Source organism: Propionibacterium australiense (genome assembly GCF_003666605.1).
GTDB lineage: Bacteria > Actinomycetota > Actinomycetes > Propionibacteriales > Propionibacteriaceae > Propionibacterium > Propionibacterium australiense.
Genome location: NZ_RCIV01000018.1, coordinates 22,688 through 43,555, shown reverse-complemented (window position 1 = coordinate 43,555; position 20,868 = coordinate 22,688). Strand labels below are relative to the sequence as shown.

18 protein-coding genes and 1 pseudogene are annotated in these 20,868 nt (G+C 73.0%); 5 read left to right on the top strand and 14 right to left on the bottom strand.

Translation table 11 applies throughout. The features are described from left to right. Nucleotides 1-69: 69 nt before the first annotated feature. From D9T14_RS11005 to clpS, 12 genes and pseudogenes are all read right to left on the bottom strand, one after another. The gene (locus tag D9T14_RS11005) at nucleotides 70-1,311 is read right to left on the bottom strand and encodes a siroheme synthase domain-containing protein (RefSeq protein ID WP_374955804.1); all 1,242 of its coding nucleotides are present in this window, start codon (nucleotides 1,309-1,311) and stop codon (nucleotides 70-72) included. A gap of 2 nt (nucleotides 1,312-1,313) precedes the next feature. Next, nucleotides 1,314-3,857 (bottom strand): precorrin-3B C(17)-methyltransferase, encoded by a 2,544-nt coding sequence (gene cobJ / locus D9T14_RS11000; RefSeq protein ID WP_119162572.1) that lies wholly within the window; start codon nucleotides 3,855-3,857, stop codon nucleotides 1,314-1,316. Then, nucleotides 3,854-4,837 carry a precorrin-4 C(11)-methyltransferase gene (cobM, locus tag D9T14_RS10995; RefSeq protein WP_119162571.1) on the bottom strand — a complete coding sequence of 328 codons (984 nt, stop codon included), beginning with the start codon at nucleotides 4,835-4,837 and terminating at the stop codon, nucleotides 3,854-3,856. The genes cobJ and cobM overlap by 4 nt, the downstream gene beginning before the upstream one ends. Beyond that, nucleotides 4,834-5,616, bottom strand: a complete 783-nt coding sequence (gene cobI, locus D9T14_RS10990) for a precorrin-2 C(20)-methyltransferase (RefSeq protein ID WP_119162570.1) — start codon at nucleotides 5,614-5,616, stop codon at nucleotides 4,834-4,836. The genes cobM and cobI overlap by 4 nt, the downstream gene beginning before the upstream one ends. Nucleotides 5,617-5,936: 320 nt before the next feature. After that, a complete protein-coding gene (locus D9T14_RS10985) occupies nucleotides 5,937-7,364 on the bottom strand; it encodes a DNA polymerase IV (protein ID WP_119162569.1) in 1,428 nt (475 codons plus the stop codon). 2 nt (nucleotides 7,365-7,366) lie between these two features. Beyond that, the gene (locus tag D9T14_RS10980) at nucleotides 7,367-7,915 is read right to left on the bottom strand and encodes a dihydrofolate reductase (RefSeq protein ID WP_232012488.1); all 549 of its coding nucleotides are present in this window, start codon (nucleotides 7,913-7,915) and stop codon (nucleotides 7,367-7,369) included. Next, nucleotides 7,912-8,724, bottom strand: coding sequence for a thymidylate synthase (locus D9T14_RS10975; protein WP_119162568.1), 813 nt, complete (start codon nucleotides 8,722-8,724; stop codon nucleotides 7,912-7,914). Before D9T14_RS10975 ends, D9T14_RS10980 begins: the two co-directional genes overlap by 4 nt. Before the next feature lie 365 nt (nucleotides 8,725-9,089). Further along, nucleotides 9,090-9,710, bottom strand: a pseudogene (locus tag D9T14_RS10970) (non-canonical purine NTP pyrophosphatase); the annotation flags it as partial. Beyond that, the gene (gene rph, locus D9T14_RS10965; protein ID WP_269471261.1) at nucleotides 9,707-10,465 is read right to left on the bottom strand and encodes a ribonuclease PH; all 759 of its coding nucleotides are present in this window, start codon (nucleotides 10,463-10,465) and stop codon (nucleotides 9,707-9,709) included. The pseudogene D9T14_RS10970 and the gene rph, both read right to left, overlap by 4 nt. A 118-nt stretch (nucleotides 10,466-10,583) precedes the next feature. Next, complete coding sequence (gene murI / locus D9T14_RS10960) at nucleotides 10,584-11,420, bottom strand: glutamate racemase (protein ID WP_374955805.1); 837 nt, start codon at nucleotides 11,418-11,420, stop codon at nucleotides 10,584-10,586. Between the two features lie 87 nt (nucleotides 11,421-11,507). Beyond that, complete coding sequence (locus D9T14_RS10955) at nucleotides 11,508-12,095, bottom strand: DUF2017 domain-containing protein (RefSeq protein WP_119162566.1); 588 nt, start codon at nucleotides 12,093-12,095, stop codon at nucleotides 11,508-11,510. Beyond that, nucleotides 12,096-12,404, bottom strand: a complete 309-nt coding sequence (clpS, locus tag D9T14_RS10950; protein WP_119162565.1) for an ATP-dependent Clp protease adapter ClpS — start codon at nucleotides 12,402-12,404, stop codon at nucleotides 12,096-12,098. Between the two features lie 363 nt (nucleotides 12,405-12,767). On the opposite strand from clpS, the gene D9T14_RS10945 reads away from it, so the two are divergent. The 5 genes from D9T14_RS10945 (at nucleotide 12,768) to D9T14_RS10925 (ending at nucleotide 18,269) form a co-directional block, all read left to right on the top strand. Further along, on the top strand, nucleotides 12,768-14,123 hold the full coding sequence (locus D9T14_RS10945) for a nicotinate phosphoribosyltransferase (RefSeq protein ID WP_119162564.1): 1,356 nt from the start codon (nucleotides 12,768-12,770) through the stop codon (nucleotides 14,121-14,123). Between the two features lie 35 nt (nucleotides 14,124-14,158). Continuing rightward, nucleotides 14,159-14,395 carry a CopG family transcriptional regulator gene (locus D9T14_RS10940; RefSeq protein ID WP_119162563.1) on the top strand — a complete coding sequence of 79 codons (237 nt, stop codon included), beginning with the start codon at nucleotides 14,159-14,161 and terminating at the stop codon, nucleotides 14,393-14,395. A gap of 158 nt (nucleotides 14,396-14,553) precedes the next feature. After that, the gene (locus D9T14_RS10935) at nucleotides 14,554-15,561 is read left to right on the top strand and encodes a 1,4-dihydroxy-2-naphthoyl-CoA synthase (RefSeq protein ID WP_119162583.1); all 1,008 of its coding nucleotides are present in this window, start codon (nucleotides 14,554-14,556) and stop codon (nucleotides 15,559-15,561) included. Continuing rightward, nucleotides 15,561-16,793 carry an AMP-binding protein gene (locus D9T14_RS10930; protein ID WP_119162562.1) on the top strand — a complete coding sequence of 411 codons (1,233 nt, stop codon included), beginning with the start codon at nucleotides 15,561-15,563 and terminating at the stop codon, nucleotides 16,791-16,793. The genes D9T14_RS10935 and D9T14_RS10930 overlap by 1 nt, the downstream gene beginning before the upstream one ends. A 240-nt stretch (nucleotides 16,794-17,033) precedes the next feature. Further along, nucleotides 17,034-18,269, top strand: coding sequence for an isochorismate synthase (locus tag D9T14_RS10925; protein ID WP_119162561.1), 1,236 nt, complete (start codon nucleotides 17,034-17,036; stop codon nucleotides 18,267-18,269). Between the two features lie 4 nt (nucleotides 18,270-18,273). On the opposite strand, the gene menD is transcribed toward D9T14_RS10925, so the two are convergent. Next, nucleotides 18,274-19,866, bottom strand: coding sequence for a 2-succinyl-5-enolpyruvyl-6-hydroxy-3-cyclohexene-1-carboxylic-acid synthase (menD, locus tag D9T14_RS10920; RefSeq protein WP_119162560.1), 1,593 nt, complete (start codon nucleotides 19,864-19,866; stop codon nucleotides 18,274-18,276). Further along, complete coding sequence (locus tag D9T14_RS10915) at nucleotides 19,863-20,861, bottom strand: o-succinylbenzoate synthase (protein WP_232012529.1); 999 nt, start codon at nucleotides 20,859-20,861, stop codon at nucleotides 19,863-19,865. The genes menD and D9T14_RS10915 overlap by 4 nt, the downstream gene beginning before the upstream one ends. Nucleotides 20,862-20,868: the final 7 nt, after the last annotated feature.

Sequence of the window (20,868 nt, the reverse complement as noted above, 5' to 3'; positions counted from 1 at the left end):
CAACAACTGAACTCGCCAAAATGGGGCGGGCCCGAACCGGACCCGCCCCACCCTGTTCGGCGTTGCCGCTCAGACGCCCTGCAGGGCGCGCAGCAGTTCCTCGCGCACCTTCACGCTGCGGCGGGGATTGCGGTCGCCCACGACGGCGACGGTGATGCCGCCGGCCTGCTCGGTGGCCGGGGTGTAGGCGCTGCCGCCGAGAGCCCGGTCGGAGCGCACGCAGAACACGTGCTGAGCCTCGGCGGTCTCGGCGACCTGCTGGTTCACGGCGGTGTCGTTGGTGGCTGCCACGACGTACCAGGCACCGTCCACGTCGGACGGCCGGAAGGCCCGCTCGATGAGCTCGACCTCGCCGCGGGCGGCCATGCCCGACACCTTGATGCCGGCGCTCGGCGCGACGACCCGCACCTCGGCGCCCGCCTCGAGCAGGGCCGGGATGCGGCGCTCGGCCACCTGCCCGGCCCCCACGACGAGCGCCCGGCGGCCCTGCAGGCGCAGCCCCGACAGGTACACCGGGGCGCCCTGCCCGGCCCCCTCGATGCCCAGCTGCTGGCGGTAGCGGTCGATGAGGACGTCGGCGACCTCGTCGCAGTCGCCGATGACGCCGCCGATGCGCACCTCGACGTCGGGGTGCGAGGCCTGCCAGGCCCCGACCTGCTCGGCCAGCCACTGCGACAGCTTGCCGGTGAACAGGAAGACCGGCGCCACGACCACCTGGGTGGCCCCCGCGGCGGCCGCCGCGGAGAGGGCGTCGGGCACGCTCGGGCGGTTCACCTGGATGAAGGCGGGCAGCACCTGGCGCAGCCCCATCTCGTCCCACACCAGCCGCGAGAGGCGGTAGTGCTCGGCGTTGGCGTCGGGCACCAGCGCGCCGCGGCCCACGAGCACGACGCTCGTGTCCCCGGGCCGCCACTCGGCGCCGCCGTCGGGGGCGAGGGCCTCGCCGATGCGGCGCTGCAGGGCGAAACGCATCCGCGGGTCGGGCATGAGCGGGCCGGCGTAGGCGACGTGCGCGTCCCCGCGGCCCTCCTCGATGGCCTCGGGAATGTCCGAGCGCACGTGACCGCCGGTGTGCAGCAGCAGCGGCGCCACGACGGCGTCCTGCCCCTCGCCGGCCTCGGGCTGCACGGCCTCGAGGGCGTCGGCGACGGCCGTGGCGATGTCGGGCTCGGCGAGCTCGACGAAACCGATGCCCACGTGCACGCCGGGCAGCTTCGCGGCGACGCGGTCGACGAGCGCCCGGCAGCTGGCCAGGCCCTCGGCCTGGCGGGTGCCGTGCGCCGCGACGACGAGCGGGGGTTGACGGGTCATTGTCATCTCTCCTTGGTCTGGCCCCGGTACTCGGCGCGCGACATCTTCGGACGGTCCTGGTGGCGGTAGTTAAGCCGCTTCTCGCCGCTCACGTGTCCCTCCATCCAGTGGTAGTCGCGCGGGGTGACGATCATGCGCCGACCGTCACCGCTAGTGACGAACTTGGTGGTGTCCGAGCCAACGATCACCATCGTGTTCATGTCCACCCACTCAGGCTTGAATTGCGCCAGCGTCGACATCGTCACCTTCTGCTGGCGACGCTCGGCCTGCGCCACGCACGCCACCGGCGTGTCGGGGCCGCGATACTCGGCGATGATCGCCAGCGCGTCGGGCAGGTGATGGATGCGCGTGCGCGAACGCGGGTTGTAGAAGGTGATGACGAAGTCGCCCTCGGCGGCCGAGCGCACCCGCCTGCAGATGAGATCCCAGTCGGTGTGCAGATCGGACAGGCTGATCGTCGCGTGATCGTGCCCCAGCGGGGCGCCGAGGATCGCCGAGACGGCCAACTCCGCGGTGACTCCGGGGATGACGTCGACGTCGATGCCGTCGGTGCCCATTTCGAGGGCGGGACTGGCCATGGCGTAGATCGCCGGGTCGCCGCCGCAGACGAAGGCGACGTCGAGGCCGCGGCGGGCGCCGTCGATGGCGGCGGCGGTGCGCTGCTCCTCGGTACCCATCTTCGTCGCCATGACCTCGGCGTTCGGGCTGATGAGGTCGCGGACCTGCCGCACGTACGGCCCGTAGCCGACCACCATGTTGGCGTTGCGCACCGCCTCGCGGGCGCGCGGGGTGAGCAGGTCCCGGGCGCCGGGCCCCAGGCCCACGATGTGCAGCACGCCGCGGGCGGGCAGGCGCCCGATCGCGCACGTCGCGTTCTGGGTCTTGTGCTTGGGCACGACCAGGTCGGCGCCGGCGGCCAGGACGGCTGCCTCGGACACCGATCCGGTGCCGACCTCTGCCCGGACGAGCTCGGACGTGTTGGGGGCCTCCTGCGCGTCGAGGGTCGCCGCGTCGAACACCCGGTACGGCACCCCGAGCTCGGCGGCCAGCTTGATGAGGCCCTTCTCGCCCACCTTGACGTCGGCGCTGTACAGCGCGGTGACGGACTCGATCGCCAGTCCGGCCTCGGCCAGGGTTGCCTCGAGGAGGTCGCGCAGCTCCTGAGACCCGGTGCCCTTGTTGCAGCCCATGCCCACGACGAGGCTGTCGGGGCGCAGGACGACGGTGGGCAGCTCCGATTCGGGCACCTCGATCTCATCGGTGACGACGACACGAGCGACCGCCGGGACTGCCTCGTCAGGTTCGCCGGTCGGCTGCTCGCAGGGGCCGGTGACGCGCACGTGGGCGGGCATGGGCGGCACCCGCCACAGCCGCTGGCGCACCCAGTCGACGGGCTGGCCCTCGATGATGGCGGCTGTGACGGGGGCGACATCGCCGCTGAACGCCCAGCCGAGCTGGTCGAGGGCGGGCAGGCCGATAGCGTCGGTGGCGGTGGAGACGACGGCGGTGGCTCCGGTCGCCTCCGCGATCCGGCGGGCCAGTTCGTTGGCGCCGCCGATGTGGCCGCCGGAGAGCGGGATGGCGAAGCGGGCGGCCTCGTCGACCACGACGACACCCGGGTCGGTCTTCTTGTTGGCGAGCATCGGGGCGATCATGCGGGCCGTGGCGCCCAGGGCGACGTGGGAGACGATGAGATCGCACTCGCCCCAGGCCGCGGCCAGGCCAGCAGCGACCTTTCCGCCGTAGCGTTTCGAACTGACGCCCAAGAACTCGTCGATGCGGTCGGCGGTGGCACGGGCCCGGGTCGTGGCGTACACATGGCCGATGATCGGTTCGCGATCCGAGCCGTCGGCGGCCGCCGAGTCGCCGGGGCGGGGGTCACCGTCCGCGGGCATCTCGGCGTCGCCGGCTATCTCCGGGGCCACGCCGATCACCCGCGGATCGTCAGGCCTGTAATCGAGCACGAGGACGACGTGCAGGCCGGGCACCTCATCGGCGTCCAACGCCAGGGCCTGTTCCTCGGTCAGGACGTCGACCCGCTGGTCGGCCTCTCCCATGCGGGCGGCGAGGACGTAGGTCTTGCCGGCCCCGCGCAGGGCCTCGGCCAGCTCCCGCACTCCGCGGCCGGGAGCGGTCAGGACGGCGACCTTCGGGTGGTTGCGGGCCACGCGCACGGCCGCGCCGAGGCCGTGGGAGTGGGCGCTGACGATCTGGGCGTCGTCCCAGGGCACGGCGACGGCGGCGAAGGCCGCCTGGACGCTCGTGACCTCGGGGACGACCTCGACGTCCAGGCCGCTCTGGCGCAGGCGCCGGACGATACCGAAGAAGAGCGGGTCGCCCGAGGCAATGACGACGACCCGGGCGTCGGCGGGCAGGGCGCGGATACGGTCGACCGCTGGGTCGGCCAGGCCCAGTACCTGACGCCGGGCCTCCGGCACCGCGAGGGCGTCGAGATGCCGGCGACCGCCGACCACCAGGTCGGCTTCGTCGGCCTCCTGGCGCAGCTGCTCGCTGATCGTGCCGAGATATCCGTGGACGCGGATCATGTGTTCTCCTCAGAAATATCGTCGCCCTGGGCGGGCGTGATGGCGGCGGAGCCGAGGGCGCGGGCGCCGTGGGCGCGCAGCTCCTGCTGGGCCTGGGCGTCGGCGTCGCGGTACTCGTGGCGGAAGCCGGGGTGGTACAGGTGGCTGCGGGCGGCGATGGGGCCCTCGGCGAGGGCCGGGCCGACGAGCACGATGGTGTGCTTCCACAGCTTGTGGGACCGCATCGTCTCGGACAGCCGGGCCAGCTCGCAGCGGAACATCATCTCCTGCGGCCAGGTGACGCTGTAGCCGATGATGCAGGGCGTGTCGGGCGGGTAGCCGCCGTCGAGCAGCGCCTCCTGCAGGGCGTGGTGGCGGGCCGCCGACAGGTAGACGGCCATGGTGGCACCGTGGGCGGCGAACGAGGCGATGGTCTCGCCGGGCGGCATCGGCGTGCGGCCGCCCTCCAGCCGGGTGATGACGAGGGACTGGCTGACCTCGGGCACGGTGACCTCGACGTCCATGCGGGCTGCGGTGGCGCTGAACGCCGAGATGCCGGGCACGGTCTCGTAGTCGATGCCGATGCTCCGGCACAGATCGCGCTGCTCGGCGGTGGCGCCGTAGATCGACGGGTCGCCGGTGTGCACGCGGGCCACGAGCAGGTGCTCGTCACGGGCGCGGGTGTACAGCGGGATGAGGTCCTCCAGCGGGATCGACGCGGAGTCGATGAGCTCGGCGCCCGGCTTGTGTCCGGCGACCATGTCGGGGTGGACGAGGCTGGAGGCCCAGATGATGATGTCGGCCTCGGCGATGACACGGGCGCCGCGCACACTCACCAGGTCGGGGGCGCCGGGGCCGGCGCCGACGAAGACGACCCGGCCGCGCGAGCCGTCGCGGGCGGGCGCCGGGATCGGCGGCGGGTCGATTCGGGTGTGGTCGATCGCGTCGATGTCGACGTGCGCGTCGTCGACGGGTGCCGCGGGTTCGGGTCGCTCGCTCATATCCGGCCTCCTGTGATGGTGCGTTCGGGTGTCGTGAGGACGGCCGAGAAGTAGGGCAGCGTCTCGTCGGCGCCGATCTCGTCGAGCGCCGCGAGCTGCTGCCCGGGCAGGGAGACGTCGGTGCCGATGACGGCCTGGCGGCCGCGTTCGCGCAGGGCCTGCAGCACCTCGGGAAGTGTGCGTCCGCCCTTGTAGATGGCGACCGAGTCGGCGACGTCGAGCACCTCGGCGATCCGGTCCGGCCCGACGGTGGCCGGCACGAGGGCGAGGATCTCGCGGCCCTCGGCCAGCGGGGTGGTGCTCGCGGCGGCCAGCGCCTGCATGGCGGTGATGCCGGGCACGAGTTCGAAGCCGACGCCTGGCATGCGCTCGGCGAGGGTGGCGCGCAGATAGCTGAAGGTGGAGAAGACGGCAGGGTCGCCCACGGTGGTGAAGGCGACGGTGCGGCTGCCGGACTCGAAGGCCTCGACGGCGGCGTCGGCGCTGGCCCGCCAGCTCTCGGCCCGCCGCGCCCCGACGCCGCGGCGCTGGGCCATCGAGAACGGGATCCGCCGGATGCGCGCGGCGCCGTCGGGAACCACCTGGGTGATGATCTGCTCGGCGCGGCCGGGCCCGTCCGCGGAGGCCTCGGTGGAGGGGACGAGGATGACATCGGCCGTCTCGAGGATCCTCACCGCCTTGAGCGTGACCAGTTCGGGATCACCGGGGCCGACCCCGACCCCGACGAAATGTCGCTCGTCGCCGGACCCGCTGTCGTGGTGCGCACGGTGTTCGCTCACATGGCCTCCTCAGGTGCCTCGCCCAATGGTCTGGTGCCGGCAGTCCGCGAGTGTCTGGCTCACCGGCCGGGGCCGGCTCACAGTGGCGGGACCGCTCCGGACTACCGGCCGGGGGCCGGGCACCGGGATTCCTCGGAAGAACTGCAGGGATCAGTCTGTCACACGCCCGAAACGAACCGGGCCGGCACCACACAGGCTCTGCCACGGGGAAGGCATGCTTTTTCTGACAGGATTCGGCCGTTTTCTGGCAAAAAGGGTCGAAAACGGCCGAGTTTCGTCAGTTTCGGCATTCCACCCAGCCGGCATCAGGCCTGACCGTCTCACTGCTGAGCGGCCGCCTCGGGCAGGGTCGAGCCCAGATCGTGCACCTGACGGGCCCAGCCCGGTCCGTGCGCGGCCTCGTCGTCCTCGGGCACGGCCAGCGCCAGCGGCAGGGGGTCGGCGCGACGCAGCTGGGGGTCGTCCGCCTTCAGGGAACGGACCGGGCCGATGGGCCCGCCGCGCTGCTCGAACCGCACGGTGACGACGCCGTGACCCGAGCCCCACACCCAGCCGCGGCCCCACTGCTCGTGCTCGACGTCCATGCCGGGCAGATATCCGGCATCGGCGCGGCGCACCGTGACCGGCGGGGCGGGCTCGTCGTAGCGGACGACCGCCTCCGTGGCGGGTTCGGCGTCGTCGAGCTCGAAGAGCTCCTCCTGGGCCGCCTGGGTGAAGTTCGAGACGCCGACGCCGATCAGCCGCACGCCGGCACGCGGGTTGAGGGCGCCCGCCAGGCCCTGGGCGACGGCCGCGATGCGTTCGGGGTGGTCGGTGGCGCCCAGCAGGGTGCGGGACCTGCTCACCGTGCTGAAGTCGGCCATGCGGGCCTTGAGGGTGATGGTGCGAGCGAACAGGCCGGCCCTGGTGAGCCGCGAGGCGACGAGCCGGGCGTCCTTGGCGATGACCTCGGCGATGACGCCCGCCTGGGTGATGTCCTCCTCGAAGGTGTCCTCGACCGAGATGGACTTGGCCTCGCCCCGCGGGGCGACGGGGCGGTCGTCGCGGGCGAAGGCGATGTCGTGCACCTGCTGACCGACGGCCTGGCCGAGTTCACGGACGAGTTCGTGCCGGCTCGCCTCGCGCAGCTGCGCGACCGTGCGGATGCCGAGACGGTTGAGCTTCTCGGTGGTCGCCGGGCCGATGCCGGGGATGGCCCGCACGGTGAGCGGCGCGATGAAGTCGAGTTCCCGGCCTGGCTCGATGATGCGGCTGCCGTCGGGTTTGGCGGCCTCCGAGGCGAGCTTGGCGATGAACTTGCTGGAGCCGACACCGACCGAGGCGTGCAGCCCCTCGGTGCGCACCGTGATCTCGTGGCGCAGGTTCTCGACGAGGTCTGCGAGCGCGGACGGTGAGGTGTCCTGCCCGCCCACCGCGAGGTCGGCGTAGGCCTCGTCGATGCTGAGGGGTTCGATGAGGGGGCTGAGTTCGCCGAGCAGGGCCATGACGATGCGGCTGGACTCGCGGTAGGCGCCGAAGCGGCCGACCAGGTAGGCGGCGTGCGGGGCCAGGTGCCGGGCCTGGCTGGTGCTCATGGCGGAGTGAACGCCCAGCGCCCGGGCCTCATAGCTGGCGGTCGCGACGACGCCGCGGCCCCCGACTCCCCCGACGATGACCGGCTTGCCGGCCAGCGATGGCTTGTCGCGCTGCTCGACGGACGCGAAGAAGGCGTCGAGATCCAGGTGCAGCACGCTGGCCGTCTGGCGCATGGTCAGCCCCCGGGACCGGGCTCTGGCACCGGGCGCGGCGCGCCGACGCGCTCGTAGCGGACGAAGTCGAACTGCTCCCCGTCGACGCGCTCGATCTCACGCCAGGTGGCGGCGTCGATTCGGGGGAAGGTGACCTGGCCGTCGGCGTCGGCGTGCACATGGGTGATGTCGAGTTCTGCGACCCAGTCCATGGCATCGCGGTAGACCTGGCCGCCGCCGCAGACGAAGATCTTCTCCCGGTCGAGCCCGGCGGCGACCCGCAGGGCCTCCTCGAGGCCGGCCACGGCGATGCCGCGCGCGCCGGGGGGCGGGACATCGGGGAACCGCACCGAGGCCGGGTCGTGGCTGATGACGATGCTGGTGCGTCCCGTGAGCAGGCCCATGGCCCGGTGCGTGGCGTGACCGACGATGAGCGGGTGGCCGAGCGTGGTGGCCTTGAAGCGGGCCCAGTCCTCTCCGAACGTGAAGGGCTGGGTCTTTCCGTCGCCGATCACCCCGTTGGCAGCGACCATCGCGATGGCGATGACCCTCGGGCCGGGCGTTGCGCTCACACCGCCACCGGGGCCTTGATCGTCGGGTGCGGGTCGTAGCCGGACAGTTCGATGTCGCTCAGCTCGAAGGCGTCGATGCTGCGCACCGCGGGGTTGAGGCTGAGCATCGGCAGCGGGCGGGGCTCGCGCGACAGCTGCTCGCGCACCTGGTCGACGTGGTTGTGGTAGATGTGCGCGTCGCCCAGTGTGTGGACGAAGTCGCCGACGCCCAGGCCGCAGACCTGCGCCACCATGTGGGTGAGCAGGGAGTAGGAGGCGATGTTGAAGGGCACCCCGAGGAACAGGTCGGCCGAGCGCTGGTAGAGGCTGCAGCTCAGGGCGCCGGGCCCGCCGTCGGCGCCGGGCGCCACGTAGAACTGGAAGAGCAGGTGGCACGGCGGCAGGGCCATGCTGGCCACCTCGGCGACGTTCCAGGCCGAGACGACCAGGCGGCGTGAACTCGGGTCGTCCTTGATCTGGCCGATCACCTGGGCGAGCTGGTCGATGGTGCCGCCGTCGTAGTCGGGCCAGCTGCGCCACTGGTGTCCGTAGATGGGGCCGAGGTCGCCGTTCTCGTCGGCCCACTCGTCCCAGATGTGGACGTTGTTCTCGTGCAGCCAGCCGATGTTCGTGTCGCCGCGCAGGAACCACAGCAGCTCACCGAAGACGCCCCGCGTGTAGACCTTCTTGGTGGTGACGAGCGGGAAGCCGTCGTCGAGGTGGAAGCGCATCTGGTGACCGAAGACGCTGCGCGTGCCGGTGCCGGTGCGGTCGGGCCGGTCGACGCCCTCGGTCATCACGCGGTTGAGCAGATCGAGGTATTGCTGCATGACGTCTCCTTCTCTCGCGTCCCGTCGTGCACGGACGGCCCCGGCCACCGCCTGACCCCCCTTGCCCGCCAGGCGGGCTGTGGGGCGGCTCCGCCCTTGCCCACAAGACTATGCGTGGGTACCGACATGTCCGATGTCTCACCCGCCGCAGCGCCGGACCGTCCTGCTCAGGGTTCCAGCGGGGTCACGCCGCTGGCCGGGTGGCCGGGAGAGGCCGGTTTCGCGGTGCTCTCCTGCTCGGTGCGGCCGACGACGGGGATCTGGGCGGTCCATTCGCTGGCGGGCAGTGTCGGGGCCGGTCCTTCTCGGTCGGCGCCGGGGAGCGCTCCGGGCTCCACGCTCAGGTCCTCGGGCACGGGCAGTCCGAGCTCGCGGGCGAGGATCGGCAGAATGGCGCGCACGGCCCGGCCGCGGTGACTGATCGCGTCCTTCTCGCCGGCGGTCATCTCGGCGGTGGTGCGCAGCCGGCCGTCGGCGTCGGGCACCTGCTCGTCGGGAACGAAGATCGGGTCGTAGCCGAAGCCGCGCGAGCCCTTGGACCTGGTGGTCAGGTGCCCGGCCATCTCGCCGCGGGTGGTGAACTCGCGCCCATCGGGCATGACGAGGGCCATGACGGCGACGAACTGGGCCTGCCGACGGCCGCGCGGCACGTCCTCGATCTGGCGCAGGACGAGTTCGAGATTGGCGATGTCCTCCTGCTCTGGGCCGTTCCAGCGGGAGCTGCGCACACCGGGCATGCCGCCCAGAGCGTCGACGCACAGCCCGGAGTCGTCGGCCAGCGACGGCAGGCCGGAGTGGATCATGCCCTCCCGGGCCTTGATGAGGGCGTTGCCCTCGAAGGTCCACTCGGACTCGGCGGGGTCCGGGTACGGGTCGATGTCGCGCAGCCCGACGACCTCGAGGTCGAGACCGTGGTCGGCGATGATGCGGCGCAGCTCGGTGAGCTTCTTCGTGTTGCCGGTGGCCAGGAGCACTCGCTGGGTCACAGTTCCGCCCTCCCGTCGGGATCGGCCAGCGCCCTGGCCTGGAGCTCGGCCAGCTGGGCGCAGCCGGCCTGGCCGAGGTCGAGCAGGCGCCCGAGCACGTCGCGGCCGAAGGCGGCGCCCTCGCCGGTGCCTTGCACCTCGACGAAGTCGCCGGCGCCGGTGCACACGATGTTCATGTCGACGTCGGCGCGCGAGTCCTCGGCATAGGCCAGGTCGGTCATCGGGACGCCGTCGACGACGCCGACGCTGATCGCCGACACCGAGCCGGTCAGCGGCTCACCGACCAGCGCATCCCGGGCCCGCAGCCACTCGACGGCGTCGTGCAGGGCGACGTAGGCGCCGGTGATCGAGGCCGTGCGGGTGCCGCCGTCGGCCTGGAGCACGTCGCAGTCGATGACGATCGTGTTCTCGCCGAGGGCCCGGTAGTCGATGATGCCGCGCAGGCTGCGGCCGATGAGGCGGCTGATCTCGTGGGTGCGTCCGCCGATCCTGCCGCGCCGCGACTCTCGGTCGGAGCGGGTGTTGGTGGCCCGCGGGAGCATCTCGTACTCGCTGGTCACCCAGCCGAGCCCGGAGTCCCTGCGCCACCGGGGGACGCCCTCGGTGACGGATGCGGCGACGAGTACGCGGGTCCTGCCGAACTCGACGAGGCAGGAGCCCTCGGCGTGGTCGAGCCAGCCGCGGGTGATTCTCACGGGACGCAGTTGATCGAGGGCGCGACCGTCGGCGCGCACCGTCTTCGCAGGATCAGACACGCTTGACGAGCTTACCCGCCACCCCGGTCGCCGTGAACACCGAGGCCGGACCGTCCGGGCCGGCATGATCCTGCGGTCCTGGCGTGTCATTCCACGAGAACCGCGGGACGAGCTGCCGTCAGCCGATGCTGGTCGACTGCACCTGGTCGACGAAGCTGCCCATGAGGCGCCGTCCCAGGCCCTGGAAGCGCTCCGCGTCGCCGGTGGTGATGAACTGGCGGACCGGTTCGTGGCCGAGGTCGTCGCGCAGCAGCCCCAGCCGGGTCAGCTCGGCGAAGACGGTGCGGGCGCACTCGTCGGAGCTGGAGACGAGGGCGACCTGCTCGCCCATGACGTAGCTGATGACGCCCGACAGCAGCGGGTAGTGGGTGCAGCCGAGGATGAGCGTGTCGATCCGGGCGCGCTGCAGCGGGGCGAGGTAGTCCCGGACGGTGGCGAGGATCTCGGGCCCGGTGGTGATGCCCTGCTCGACGTACTCGACGAGCTTCGGGCAGACCTGGGTGACCAGCTGCACCGGTGAGGCCCCCAGGGCGTCGTCGTAGGCGAGCGAGCTCGCCGTGGCCTGCGTGCAGATGACGCCGACGCGGTTGGTGCGGGTGATGCCGGCCGCCTTGCGGGCCGCCGGGACGACCACCTCGATGACGGGCACGTCGTAGCGCTCCCGGGCGTCGCGCAGCGCCGCGGCGGACCCGGTGTTGCACGCGATGACGAGGGCCTTCACGCCGCGCGAGACCAGATCGTCGAGGGCCTCCAGGACGAAACCGCGCACCTGGGCGATCGGGCGCGGCCCGTAGGGGGCGCGCGCGGTGTCCCCCAGGTAGACGATGTCCTCGTGCGGCAGCAGGTCGCCGACGGCCCGGGCCACCGTCAGCCCGCCGAAACCGGAGTCGAAGATGCCGATCGGCGCGTTCGCCGCTGCCACGTCGGACGGGGCGTCGGATGGTGGCGGAGTCACCGCATCGAGTTCCGGGTCGAGCACGTCCTCGATCTTAGCCAGTGCGGTCAGGGCCACGGCGGGGTGCAGGCGGAGTGATGGGGCGCCTCAGTGCAGACAGTCGAGCAGGGACTCCTGCACCCAGCCCAGCCACTCGTAGACCGAGAAGACCGCGGCCTGCGGCTCGTTCTCCGGCAGCTCGGCGAGACGGTCGACATCGTCGGCGGTCAGGATGTCCAGGCGCACGGACAGCGCGAGCCGCACGGAGGTGAGGGTCTTGAGCCAGGCGTCGATGTGCTCCTCGGGCACGACGCAGCGCATGTCGTCACCGACCTGGTTGAGATCGGCGAGCATCTCGACGGCGGCGTCGAACTTGGCGTCACGCTGCTCGACCTGGCTGAAGCGGCGGAACTCGGCCGAGGCGCGCGGATCGTTCTGGTAGGCGTCGGGGAAGAGCCGGCGCAGAGCCGGATCGACGTCGGGGTTCTGGCAGAAGTCGACGGCCGGGGCACCGTTGAGTTCGCGTTCGAGCTCTGCGAACAGATCCTGCTCCCCCAGCCCGTTCGAGCTCTGCTGGGGCATGTCGTCGCCGGTGAGCAGTTCCATGAGCTGGCTGACCAGGCTGATCATGACGCCGAGCTCGGCTGCCTCGAAGGTGCAGGTGAGCTGGCCACGGCGACGACGGAAGGAGTGCACTTACTCGCCCCTGCCCACGGTGGCCCACAACCCGAAGCCGTGCATGGCGTTGACGTCGCGTTCCATGCGTTCCCTGCTGCCCGCGCTGACGACGGCCTTGCCCTCCATGTGCACCTGCATCATGAGACGCTCCGCACGATCGCGGGAGTAGTGGAAGTAGGTGCAGAACACGTGGGTGACGTAGCTCATGAGGTTGACCGGGTCGTCCCAGACGATCGTCACCCAGTTCTGCTGGCCAACGGCCTCCTGAGCAGGCCGCTCGACGACGGCAGTGCCGCCGGAGGGCACCTGTGAAGGGGTTTCCGTCATGGCTCCCATTCTGTCGCACGACTCAACAAAAACCACGGTTCGGGCGGTGTGCCGCACCGCGGCCAGGTGTCCGGGGCAGAGCCCCGTGAGACGCCCCAGGGAGCACGCCGCGCCCGGGCCGGCCGGGCCTGCTGACAGGCCCGCCCCGCCCCTCGCCGTCCCCCATGCGGCCCTGTGTATCGCACGCCGACCGGGACGATGGGTCCGAGCCCGGCACGATCGGGCGGGCCCCGGTGCGAGGGGAATGCGGTGCGCCAGGCCCGCCCGATCGCGATCTGGGTGGCGGACCCCGGCGAGGGAATGCAGCGGGCAGGTTTTCGACCATGAGTCGAATCTTGGCCCGGTTGCCCGTATGGTGGGTCCATGACTACCACGTCACTGCTCACCGACATGTACGAGCTCACGATGGTCAAGGCCGCGCTCCACGCCGGCCGGGCGAACCGTCACGTACTCTTCGAGCTGTTCCCCCGCCGCCTGCCGACCGGACGGTCCTACGGTGTCGTCGCGGGCACCGGTCGGGTACTCGAGGCCCTCGCGGACTTCCGCTTCGGCGAGGAGGAGATCGACTACCTGCTCAGGGTCGGCGTCGCCGACGACACCCTCGCCGAGTACCTGTCCCGCTACCGCTTCCACGGGGACATCATCGGCTACCCCGAGGGCGAGCTCTACTTCGGCGGTTCCCCGCTGCTGCAGGTCGACGGCTCGTTCGCCGACGCGGTGCTGCTCGAGACGCTGCTGCTGTCGATCTACAACCACGACTGCGCGATCGCCTCGGCCGCCTCCCGCATGACGATGGCCGCCCAGGGCCGCCCGATCGCCGAGTTCGGCGCCCGCCGCACCCACGAGGCATCGGCCGTCGCGGCCGCCCGCGCGGCCTGGATCGCCGGCTTCAGCTCCACCTCCGATCTGGAGGCCGGCCGCACCTGGGGCATCCCCGTGTCGGGCACCGCGGCCCACGCGTTCACGATGCTCTTCGACTCCGAGGAGGAGGCCTTCACCGCCCAGCTCGAGTGGCTCGGTGAGGACACGACGCTGCTGGTCGACACCTACGACATCGACGCCGCGATCGTGAAGGCCGTCGAGCTGACCGGCGGCAAACTCGGCGGTGTGCGCATCGACTCCGGCGACCTGTTCACCGAGGTCAAGCACGTCCGCGAACTGCTCGACCGGCTCGGCGCCACGGGCACGAAGATCATCGTCACCAACGACTTGGACGAGTACCAGATCGCCGCCCTGCGCGGCGCACCCGTCGACGGCTTCGGCGTCGGCACGAGCCTGGTCACCGGTTCGGGGCATCCCACCTGCGGTTTCGTCTACAAGCTCGTCGCCCGCGCCTCCGCGGACTCCCCCGATGCGCCGATGATCGACGTGGCGAAGCAGTCGGCGAACAAGAAGACGATCGGCGGCCGCAAGTTCGCGCTGCGTTCCATCGACGACAACGGCTTGGCACAGGCCGAGGTGATCGGCGTCAATGCCGCCCCGCGCGCGGGCTCGGCCGACCGCACGCTGCTCGTCGACCTGGTGCGCAACGGCGAGGTCGTCGGCGCCGAACCACTCGCCGCCGCCCGGGACCGTCACGAGGCGGCCCGCGCCGAGCTGCCGATCGACGCGCAGCGCATCTCGAACGCCGAACCGGCGGTCCCGACGATCATCCTCGACGAGCTGGGCCGTGAGCTCGACAACGTCTACGCCGCGGGCCAGCCGGCGAAGAACATCTGACCGCGGCCGGGGAGCATCCGGTCCACGGTGCCGCCGTGAGCGACGAGCAGATCCGGGCCTGGGCGGACGAGACCGGGACCGGACACGACGCGGCGGAGCTGCCTCGCCCGAGGCCTGGTCGCCCGCCGGTGGGAGGACTCGGTGTGGTCGTGCCGGTCCGGTTGGACACCGACACCATCGGAGCGCTCATGACGCGGGCCGAGGCCGATGGCCTGGCCACCTGCCCGGACGCAATCCGCGCCGCCGTACGTGAATGGCTGCGCGGTGGCTGAGTCCCACGCTTGCGCCCGTCGACACTTTCGGCGTGACCATCTCGACGGACGTGCATGATCCGCCGGCTGAGCGCACCATGCACGTCGACTATGGCATCGGCCGGTTCGCAACGGCGGGCTGCGCCGGGGCGGTGAGGGGGCGATGGTACCTTCACCCCATGAGCAGTCTTCCCGGCGTTTCCGACACCTTCGACGCATCGCGCTGGCGCGAGGCGACCCCCGACGACGTCCCGCTCCGCGAGACCACCTACCACCGTCTCGTCTCCCGCGGCGACGTCGACGGCGCCCCGGCGGGCCACGATCTGCCGGTGGTGCGCATCGCCATCGACCGCCCGGAGCTGCGCAACGCCTTCGGCCCGCAGACCGTCGACGAGCTGTATCGCTGCATCGACGACGCCCGCTCCACGCCCGACGTCGCGGCGATCGTCCTCACCGGCAACGGCCCCTCCCCCAAGGACGGCGGCTACGCCTTCTCCTCGGGCGGCAACCAGCTGCAGCGCGGCGCCGACGGCTACCAGTACCAGTCGGACGAGACCCCGCACGGGGCCGGGCACGAGGGCTTGGAGCAGGGGATGACGCCCGAGCGCGCCGCACGCATCGACCGGGGCCGGCGGGCCCGCATGCACATCCTCGAGGTGCAGCGCCTCATGCGGTCCACCCCGAAACCGATCATCGCGGCGATCCCGGGCTGGACGACCGGCGGCGGGCACTCGCTCATGGTCGTCTGCGATCTGGCGATCGCCAGCGCCGAGCACGCCGTCTTCAAGCAGGTGGACGCGAACGTCGGCTCCTTCGACGCCGGCTACGGCGCGGGCCTGCTGGCCCGCCAGATCGGCGACAAGCGCGCCCGCCAGATCTTCTACTTGGCCGAGCCCTACACGCCGGCGGAGGCCGAGGCCTGGGGCGTCATCAACAAGGTCGTCCCGCACGCCGAGCTCGAGGACGCCGCCATCGAGTGGGGCCTGACGGTCGCCACGAAGTCCCCGCAGTCGATCCGCATGCTCAAGTACGCGTTCAACATGATCGACGACGGCATCGCGGGCCAGCAGGCCTTCGCCGGCGAGGCCACCCGGCTGGCCTACATGACCGAGGAGGCCCAGGAGGGCCGTGACGCCTTCCTACAGCGCCGCGCGCCCGACTGGTCGCGGTACCCGTACTACTTCTGATGCCAGGCCCCACCGCACCCGCCGTCCTCGTCGCGGCACGCACCGGAGCCTCGGCCGGGGCATTGGCGCGTGCGCTGGAACCGGTCCTGGCGGGCCGCGACGGCCCGCTGCTCATGCCCGCCGGACCGGGCGAGGACATCGGCGCCCTGGCCGGTGACGCCGCCGCACGCATCGTGCGGCAGCCGCCCGGGGCCCGTCTGGTGCTGCGCACCTCGGGGTCGACGACCGGGCGGGGGCGGCTCGTCGGCCTGTCGGGGGCGCAGCTGAGGTCCTCGGTCGAGGCCACCCACGCCAGACTCGGCGGCGCTGGCACCTGGGTGCTGGCGCTGCCGCCGCACCACATCGCCGGCCTCCAGGTGCTCGCGCGCTCGCTCGTGACCGGCCGCTCCCCCCTCGTCGTCGAGGGGCGGGCCACGCCCGCACTCATCGGCGCGGCCGTCCGGCGGGCGGCCCGGCAGGACCCCGACGGGCGCGCCTACATCTCGCTCGTGCCCACTCAGCTGTCCGATGCACTCGCCGACGCCGAGGCGACGAGGGCGCTCGGCGAGGCCGCGGCCGTCCTGGTCGGCGGCGCCGTCACCCCGGCCCCGCTCGTCGCGGCGGCCCGGGACGCCGGGCTCGCGCTGCGCCTGAGCTACGGCATGAGCGAGACCTGCGGCGGCTGCGTCTACGACGGGCGACCACTGGCCGGGGTCCGGGTCGGGTTCGGCGCGCCGGGCGTGCAGGACCGGCCCGGGGACCGCGACGAGGGGCGGGTCTGGTTGAGCGGGCCGATGGTGATGAGCGACTACCTCGACGGCGCGCCGGGCGTGCAGGTGATCGACGGTGCACGGTGGCTGGCCACGAGCGACCTCGGCTCGATGACCGCCGGGGTCCTGACGGTCAGCGGGCGCACCGATGACGTCATCGTCAGCGGCGGCCTGAAGATCAGCGCACAGGACGTGGCCGCGGCGGTCCTGGGCACCGGCCTAGTGGACGACTGCGTCGTCGTCGGGCTGGACGATGCACGCTGGGGCCAGGTCGTCGCCGCGGCCGTCGCCGCCCCCCTGGGCCTCGACGCGGGCCGGCTGCGCGAGGAGACCGGGCGGGCCATCGGCCGCGAACGGGCGCCGCGGGTCATCCTGCGCCTGGACGGGCTGCCCGCCCTGGCCTCTGGCAAACCCGACCGTGCGGCGGTCAGGGCACTGCTGGCGCGGGCACGGGCCGACGGGGAGGCCTGGAACCGCTGCTGAGCCGCCCCGCACCGTCCACGAGTCGGGCCGCGGGGCACGGTGGCGACTGGCCTCGGGGCGTGGGTCACCCGAACCGGGGCGCGCACCGGACATCGCCAGGAGCAGACCGGCCCCCGGCGCGCTGGTCCGCCGTGGCAACCGTGAACGAGTCCCCTGCGGCAGCCGGGACCGATCCCCCAGCACGCGGATTCGCCCGGCGGCGGGGCCGTGTCGAGCACTCCACTAGACTCGGCGGATGTGATGGACGTGGCCGATGTCAGTGCACTGAGTCGCCGGCGTGTCGCCGCGTCCGGCGCGCTGGCCGGGCTGGACAGCGCGCAGTGGCTGAGTGCCGCGCTGCGGCGCGTGCCCGCCGACGTCGAACAACCCTGGGTGTGGGTCGCCCCGGACGGCGGCCCGGCCCTGGTCGGCTGGGGCGAGATCGCCCGGTTCGAGGCCGGCGGGCCCGGGCCGGTCGCCTCCGCGTGGCGGCGCTTCCGCGACTGGGCCGCGGGGCACCGGGCCGGTCCTCTCGCCTTCGGTTCGTTCCCGTTCGACCCGGCCGAGAACGGTTTCCTCGTGGTGCCGCGGTTCACGCTCGCCCGGATGGGGGCCGGGGAGCCGACCTGGCTCATCGCCCCGGCCGGCGAACCGGAGCCGCGGCCCTGCGATCAGGGGCGCCGTGCGGCGCCCCGCCTCGAGTTCACGACCGCGCCCGACGCGGAGCAGGCCTGGGTGCGGGCCATCGACGCGAGCCGCGCCGTCCTCGCCGATCCGGACCGGGTCGAGGAGAAGGTCGTCCTGGCCCGCTGCGTCGACGCCGTGGCCGACCGCCCGCTCAGCCAGGTGAGCGTGCTCGACTGGCTCGCAGCCCGCTTCCCCGACTGCTGGGTCTACGCCGACGACGGCCTGGTGGGTGCGACCCCCGAGCTGCTCGTCGACGTGCACGACCAGGTGTTCCGCTGCCGGATCCTGGCCGGCACCCGCAAGCCGGGATGGGTGCAGGAACTGCTCACCGACCCGAAGGAGCAGCACGAGCACGCGCTGGCCGTCGCCTCGGTGACGGCCCACCTGGAGCAGGCCGGGCTCAGCACGCCGCGGCTGCACGGCCCGTATCTGCTCGAGCTGCCCAATGTGACGCACCTGGCGACCGACATCACGGCGCGCGTGGCGCCGGGACGCAGCGCGGCTGACGTGGCGGACGTGCTCTACCCCACCGCGGCGATCTGCGGCACGCCACGGGCCGAGGCCTTCGCCCAGATCAAGACGGTCGAGCACCTCGACCGGGGGCGCTTCTCGGGCCCGGTGGGATGGATGGGCGCCGATGGTTCGGGCCAGTGGGGTCTTGCCCTGCGCTGCGCCCAGTTCGAGCCCGGCTCGCGCCGGGCGCGGCTCTTCGCCGGGGCGGGCATCCTGCCCGATTCGCGGGCCGAGCTGGAGTGGGACGAGACGGGTTCCAAGATGGCGCCGATGCGCCAGGGGTTGGCCCAGGGCTGAGAGTCTACGAGCCCAGTCGGAGCTCGACGAGGGAGCAGCCGCGGACCGGTTCGGCGAGCAGCGCCCGCAGCTCGGCAGGGTCCCCGACCAGCCGGTGGGCGGCCCCGGCCGCCGCCGCAAGGGCAGCGAAGTCGACGCCCTGGGGGGTGGCGAAGTAGCGGGCGAACAGGCCGGGCGGGGCGGCCTCGGCGTGCTCGAGCCGGGTGAAGATCGTCCCGCCACCGTCGTTGAGCACGACGACCTGCACGTCGGGCTGGGTCTCAAGCGTGCCGTGCAGCAGGCCGAGCCCGTCGTGGGCCGCGGTGAGGTCACCGACGACGGCGCGCACCGGGCGCCCCAGGCCCAGGCCGAGGCCGACGGCCGTGGCGATCGTGCCGTCGATGCCGGCCAGTCCCCGGTTCGAGACGACCAGCGGGGCGCGCTCGGCAGGAGCGGCGCAGCGGTCGAAGGCGCGGATGACGTCGGAGGCCCCGATCACCAGGGCGGGGGCGCCGGGAGCGCAGTGGGCGGCCCAGATCGCGGCGGCCGCCGTGTCCTTCGGCGGGGCGCCTGGGCTCGGGGTGTCGGCGTCGAGCCAGGCCCGCAGCCAGTCGCCGGCCGGTCTCCGGTTCGTCGTGACCGGGCCGGGCACCACCTCGGCGAGGCCGGCGACATCGGTCCAGCGTGAGCCGTCGGTGGCGGCGATGATCCGCACGTCCCGGCGGGCCAGCAGCCCGGAGACGGGCCGGGACAGGGTCGGGCGGCCCAGCACCAGGACGGCCTCGGCGGGCTCGGCGAGCCCCGCGGCCAGCAGCCGCTGGTAGTCGCGAATGGCGTGCGGGCCGAAGCGGGCGCCCGAGGAGGGCTCGGCCAGCAGGGGCCACCCGCCGGCCCTGGCGAGCGACTCGGCCTGCGGGCCGGCTGTGTCGCCGGCGACGACGAGGGTGCGTTCGGGCAGGTCCAGGGCGGTGGCCGGGCGGGGCGGGGGCGCCGGCGGGCCGCCTTCGGCTGCGGGCGGCCGGACAGGGGCCCAGTCCGAGGCGGGCACCAGGGGTTCGCGCAGTCCGACGTTGAACTGCACCGGCCCGGGGTCGCCGGTCAGCGTGCCGCGGGCCAGGGCGAGGGTGCGGCCGATCGCCGCGTCGAGACGCCCGTCGGGCGGGTAGCCCGCCGGCAGGTCGACGGCGGCGCGCACCATGGGCCCGAAGAGGCCGCTCTGCCTGGTCACCTGGTTGGCGCCGGTGCCCCACATCTCGTGCGGGCGGTCGGCGGTGACGGCGACCAGGGGCGTGCCGGAGGCGTCGGCCTCGGCGACGGCCGGGTGCAGATTCGTCGCCGCGGTGCCCGAGGTGGTGACCACGGCGACGGGTTCGTGGCGTCCGGCGAGGCGGGCGGCCTTGGCGACGCCGAGCGCGATGAAGGCGGCGTCGCGCTCGTCGAGGTGGACGCGCACCCGGAGCCATCCGGCCCGCTCGGCGGCGTCGAGTGCGTAGGCGAAGGGGGCGTCGCGTGAGCCGGGACAGTAGACGACGTGCCGGACGCCACAGGCGGCCAGCGCCGTGACCATGCGCCGGGCGAGCCGGGTGGACTCGCTCTCGGCTGGCGCGCCCGGGGTCATCGCAGTTCCCCGCACAGCGCGTCGAGGCGTTCGGCCCACCGGTCGGCGAGGCCGCCGGGCAGCGCGGCGGCGTCGCCGACCGGTGCCTCGACCGTGGCCCTGGTGACCGGGATCGCCCCGCAGGTCGGCAGGATCGGGTGGTCGGTGACGTCGCCGTCGAACAGTTCGACGGTCGCCAGGCCGCAGGCGTGGTCGAGCGTCGGCAGGCTCGCGGCGAGGTGGGCCGCCACCGAGATGCCGACGGAGGTGTCCAGGGCCGAGGAGACGACGGCGTCCAGCCCGGACCGGGCGACCACGTCGAGGGCGCGCCGCACGCCGCCGAGCGGCTGGGCCTTGATGACGAGGACATCGGCGGCGCCTGCGCGGGCGACGGCCAGCGGGTCCTCGGCGCGGCGCACGGACTCGTCCGCGGCGATCGGCACGTCGACCCGGGCACGTACCCGGGCCAGTTCCTCGACCGAGCGGCAGGGCTGCTCGGCGTACTCGAGGCCGCCGGCCGCGTCGTCGAGCTCGGTGAGGGCGGCCACCGCCTCGTCGACGGTCCAGGCTGCGTTGGCGTCCACCCGGATCCGGCCGCCGGGGCCCAGCGCCTGGCGGACGGCCTCGACGCGGGCGCAGTCGTCGGCGAGTGTGCTGCGCGGGTCGGCGACCTTCACCTTCGCGGTCGTGCAGCCGCCGGAGGCGGCGACGAGCCGTGCCGCGTCCTGGGGACCGACGACGGGGATCGTCACGTTCACCGGGATCGTCTCACGAAGCGGCGCGGGGAGCGGCATGGTGGCGGCCTCGAGACCGGCGCGCAGCCAGGCCGCGGACTCGGCGCTGTCGTAGTCCCAGAAGGGCGAGCACTCCCCCCAGCCGTGCGGGCCGTGCAGGAGCAGGCCGTCGCGCACGTCGATACGCCGGAAGCGGTGCCGCAGTGGGACCCGGAAGACGAGAACCTCGTCGATGCCCGCGCGCGCTAGCCTGCCGGGAACGCGCAGACGCCCCAGCTGCATCCGTCCG

Bases quoted from the DNA above. Each gene is read 5' to 3' on its own strand.
- D9T14_RS10935 (WP_119162583.1), top strand. From the start codon at position 14,554: ATGAGCAGTCTTCCCGGCGTTTCCGACACCTTCGACGCATCGCGCTGG.
- D9T14_RS11005 (WP_374955804.1), bottom strand. From the start codon at position 1,311: ATGACCCGTCAACCCCCGCTCGTCGTCGCGGCGCACGGCACCCGCCAG.
- D9T14_RS10915 (WP_232012529.1), bottom strand. From the start codon at position 20,861: ATGCAGCTGGGGCGTCTGCGCGTTCCCGGCAGGCTAGCGCGCGCGGGC.
- menD (WP_119162560.1), bottom strand. From the start codon at position 19,866: ATGACCCCGGGCGCGCCAGCCGAGAGCGAGTCCACCCGGCTCGCCCGG.
- cobM (WP_119162571.1), bottom strand. From the start codon at position 4,837: ATGAGCGAGCGACCCGAACCCGCGGCACCCGTCGACGACGCGCACGTC.
- D9T14_RS10925 (WP_119162561.1), top strand. From the start codon at position 17,034: ATGGACGTGGCCGATGTCAGTGCACTGAGTCGCCGGCGTGTCGCCGCG.
- D9T14_RS10945 (WP_119162564.1), top strand. From the start codon at position 12,768: ATGACTACCACGTCACTGCTCACCGACATGTACGAGCTCACGATGGTC.
- D9T14_RS10930 (WP_119162562.1), top strand. From the start codon at position 15,561: ATGCCAGGCCCCACCGCACCCGCCGTCCTCGTCGCGGCACGCACCGGA.
- cobJ (WP_119162572.1), bottom strand. From the start codon at position 3,857: ATGATCCGCGTCCACGGATATCTCGGCACGATCAGCGAGCAGCTGCGC.
- D9T14_RS10975 (WP_119162568.1), bottom strand. From the start codon at position 8,724: ATGCAGCAATACCTCGATCTGCTCAACCGCGTGATGACCGAGGGCGTC.
- clpS (WP_119162565.1), bottom strand. From the start codon at position 12,404: ATGACGGAAACCCCTTCACAGGTGCCCTCCGGCGGCACTGCCGTCGTC.
- D9T14_RS10985 (WP_119162569.1), bottom strand. From the start codon at position 7,364: ATGCGCCAGACGGCCAGCGTGCTGCACCTGGATCTCGACGCCTTCTTC.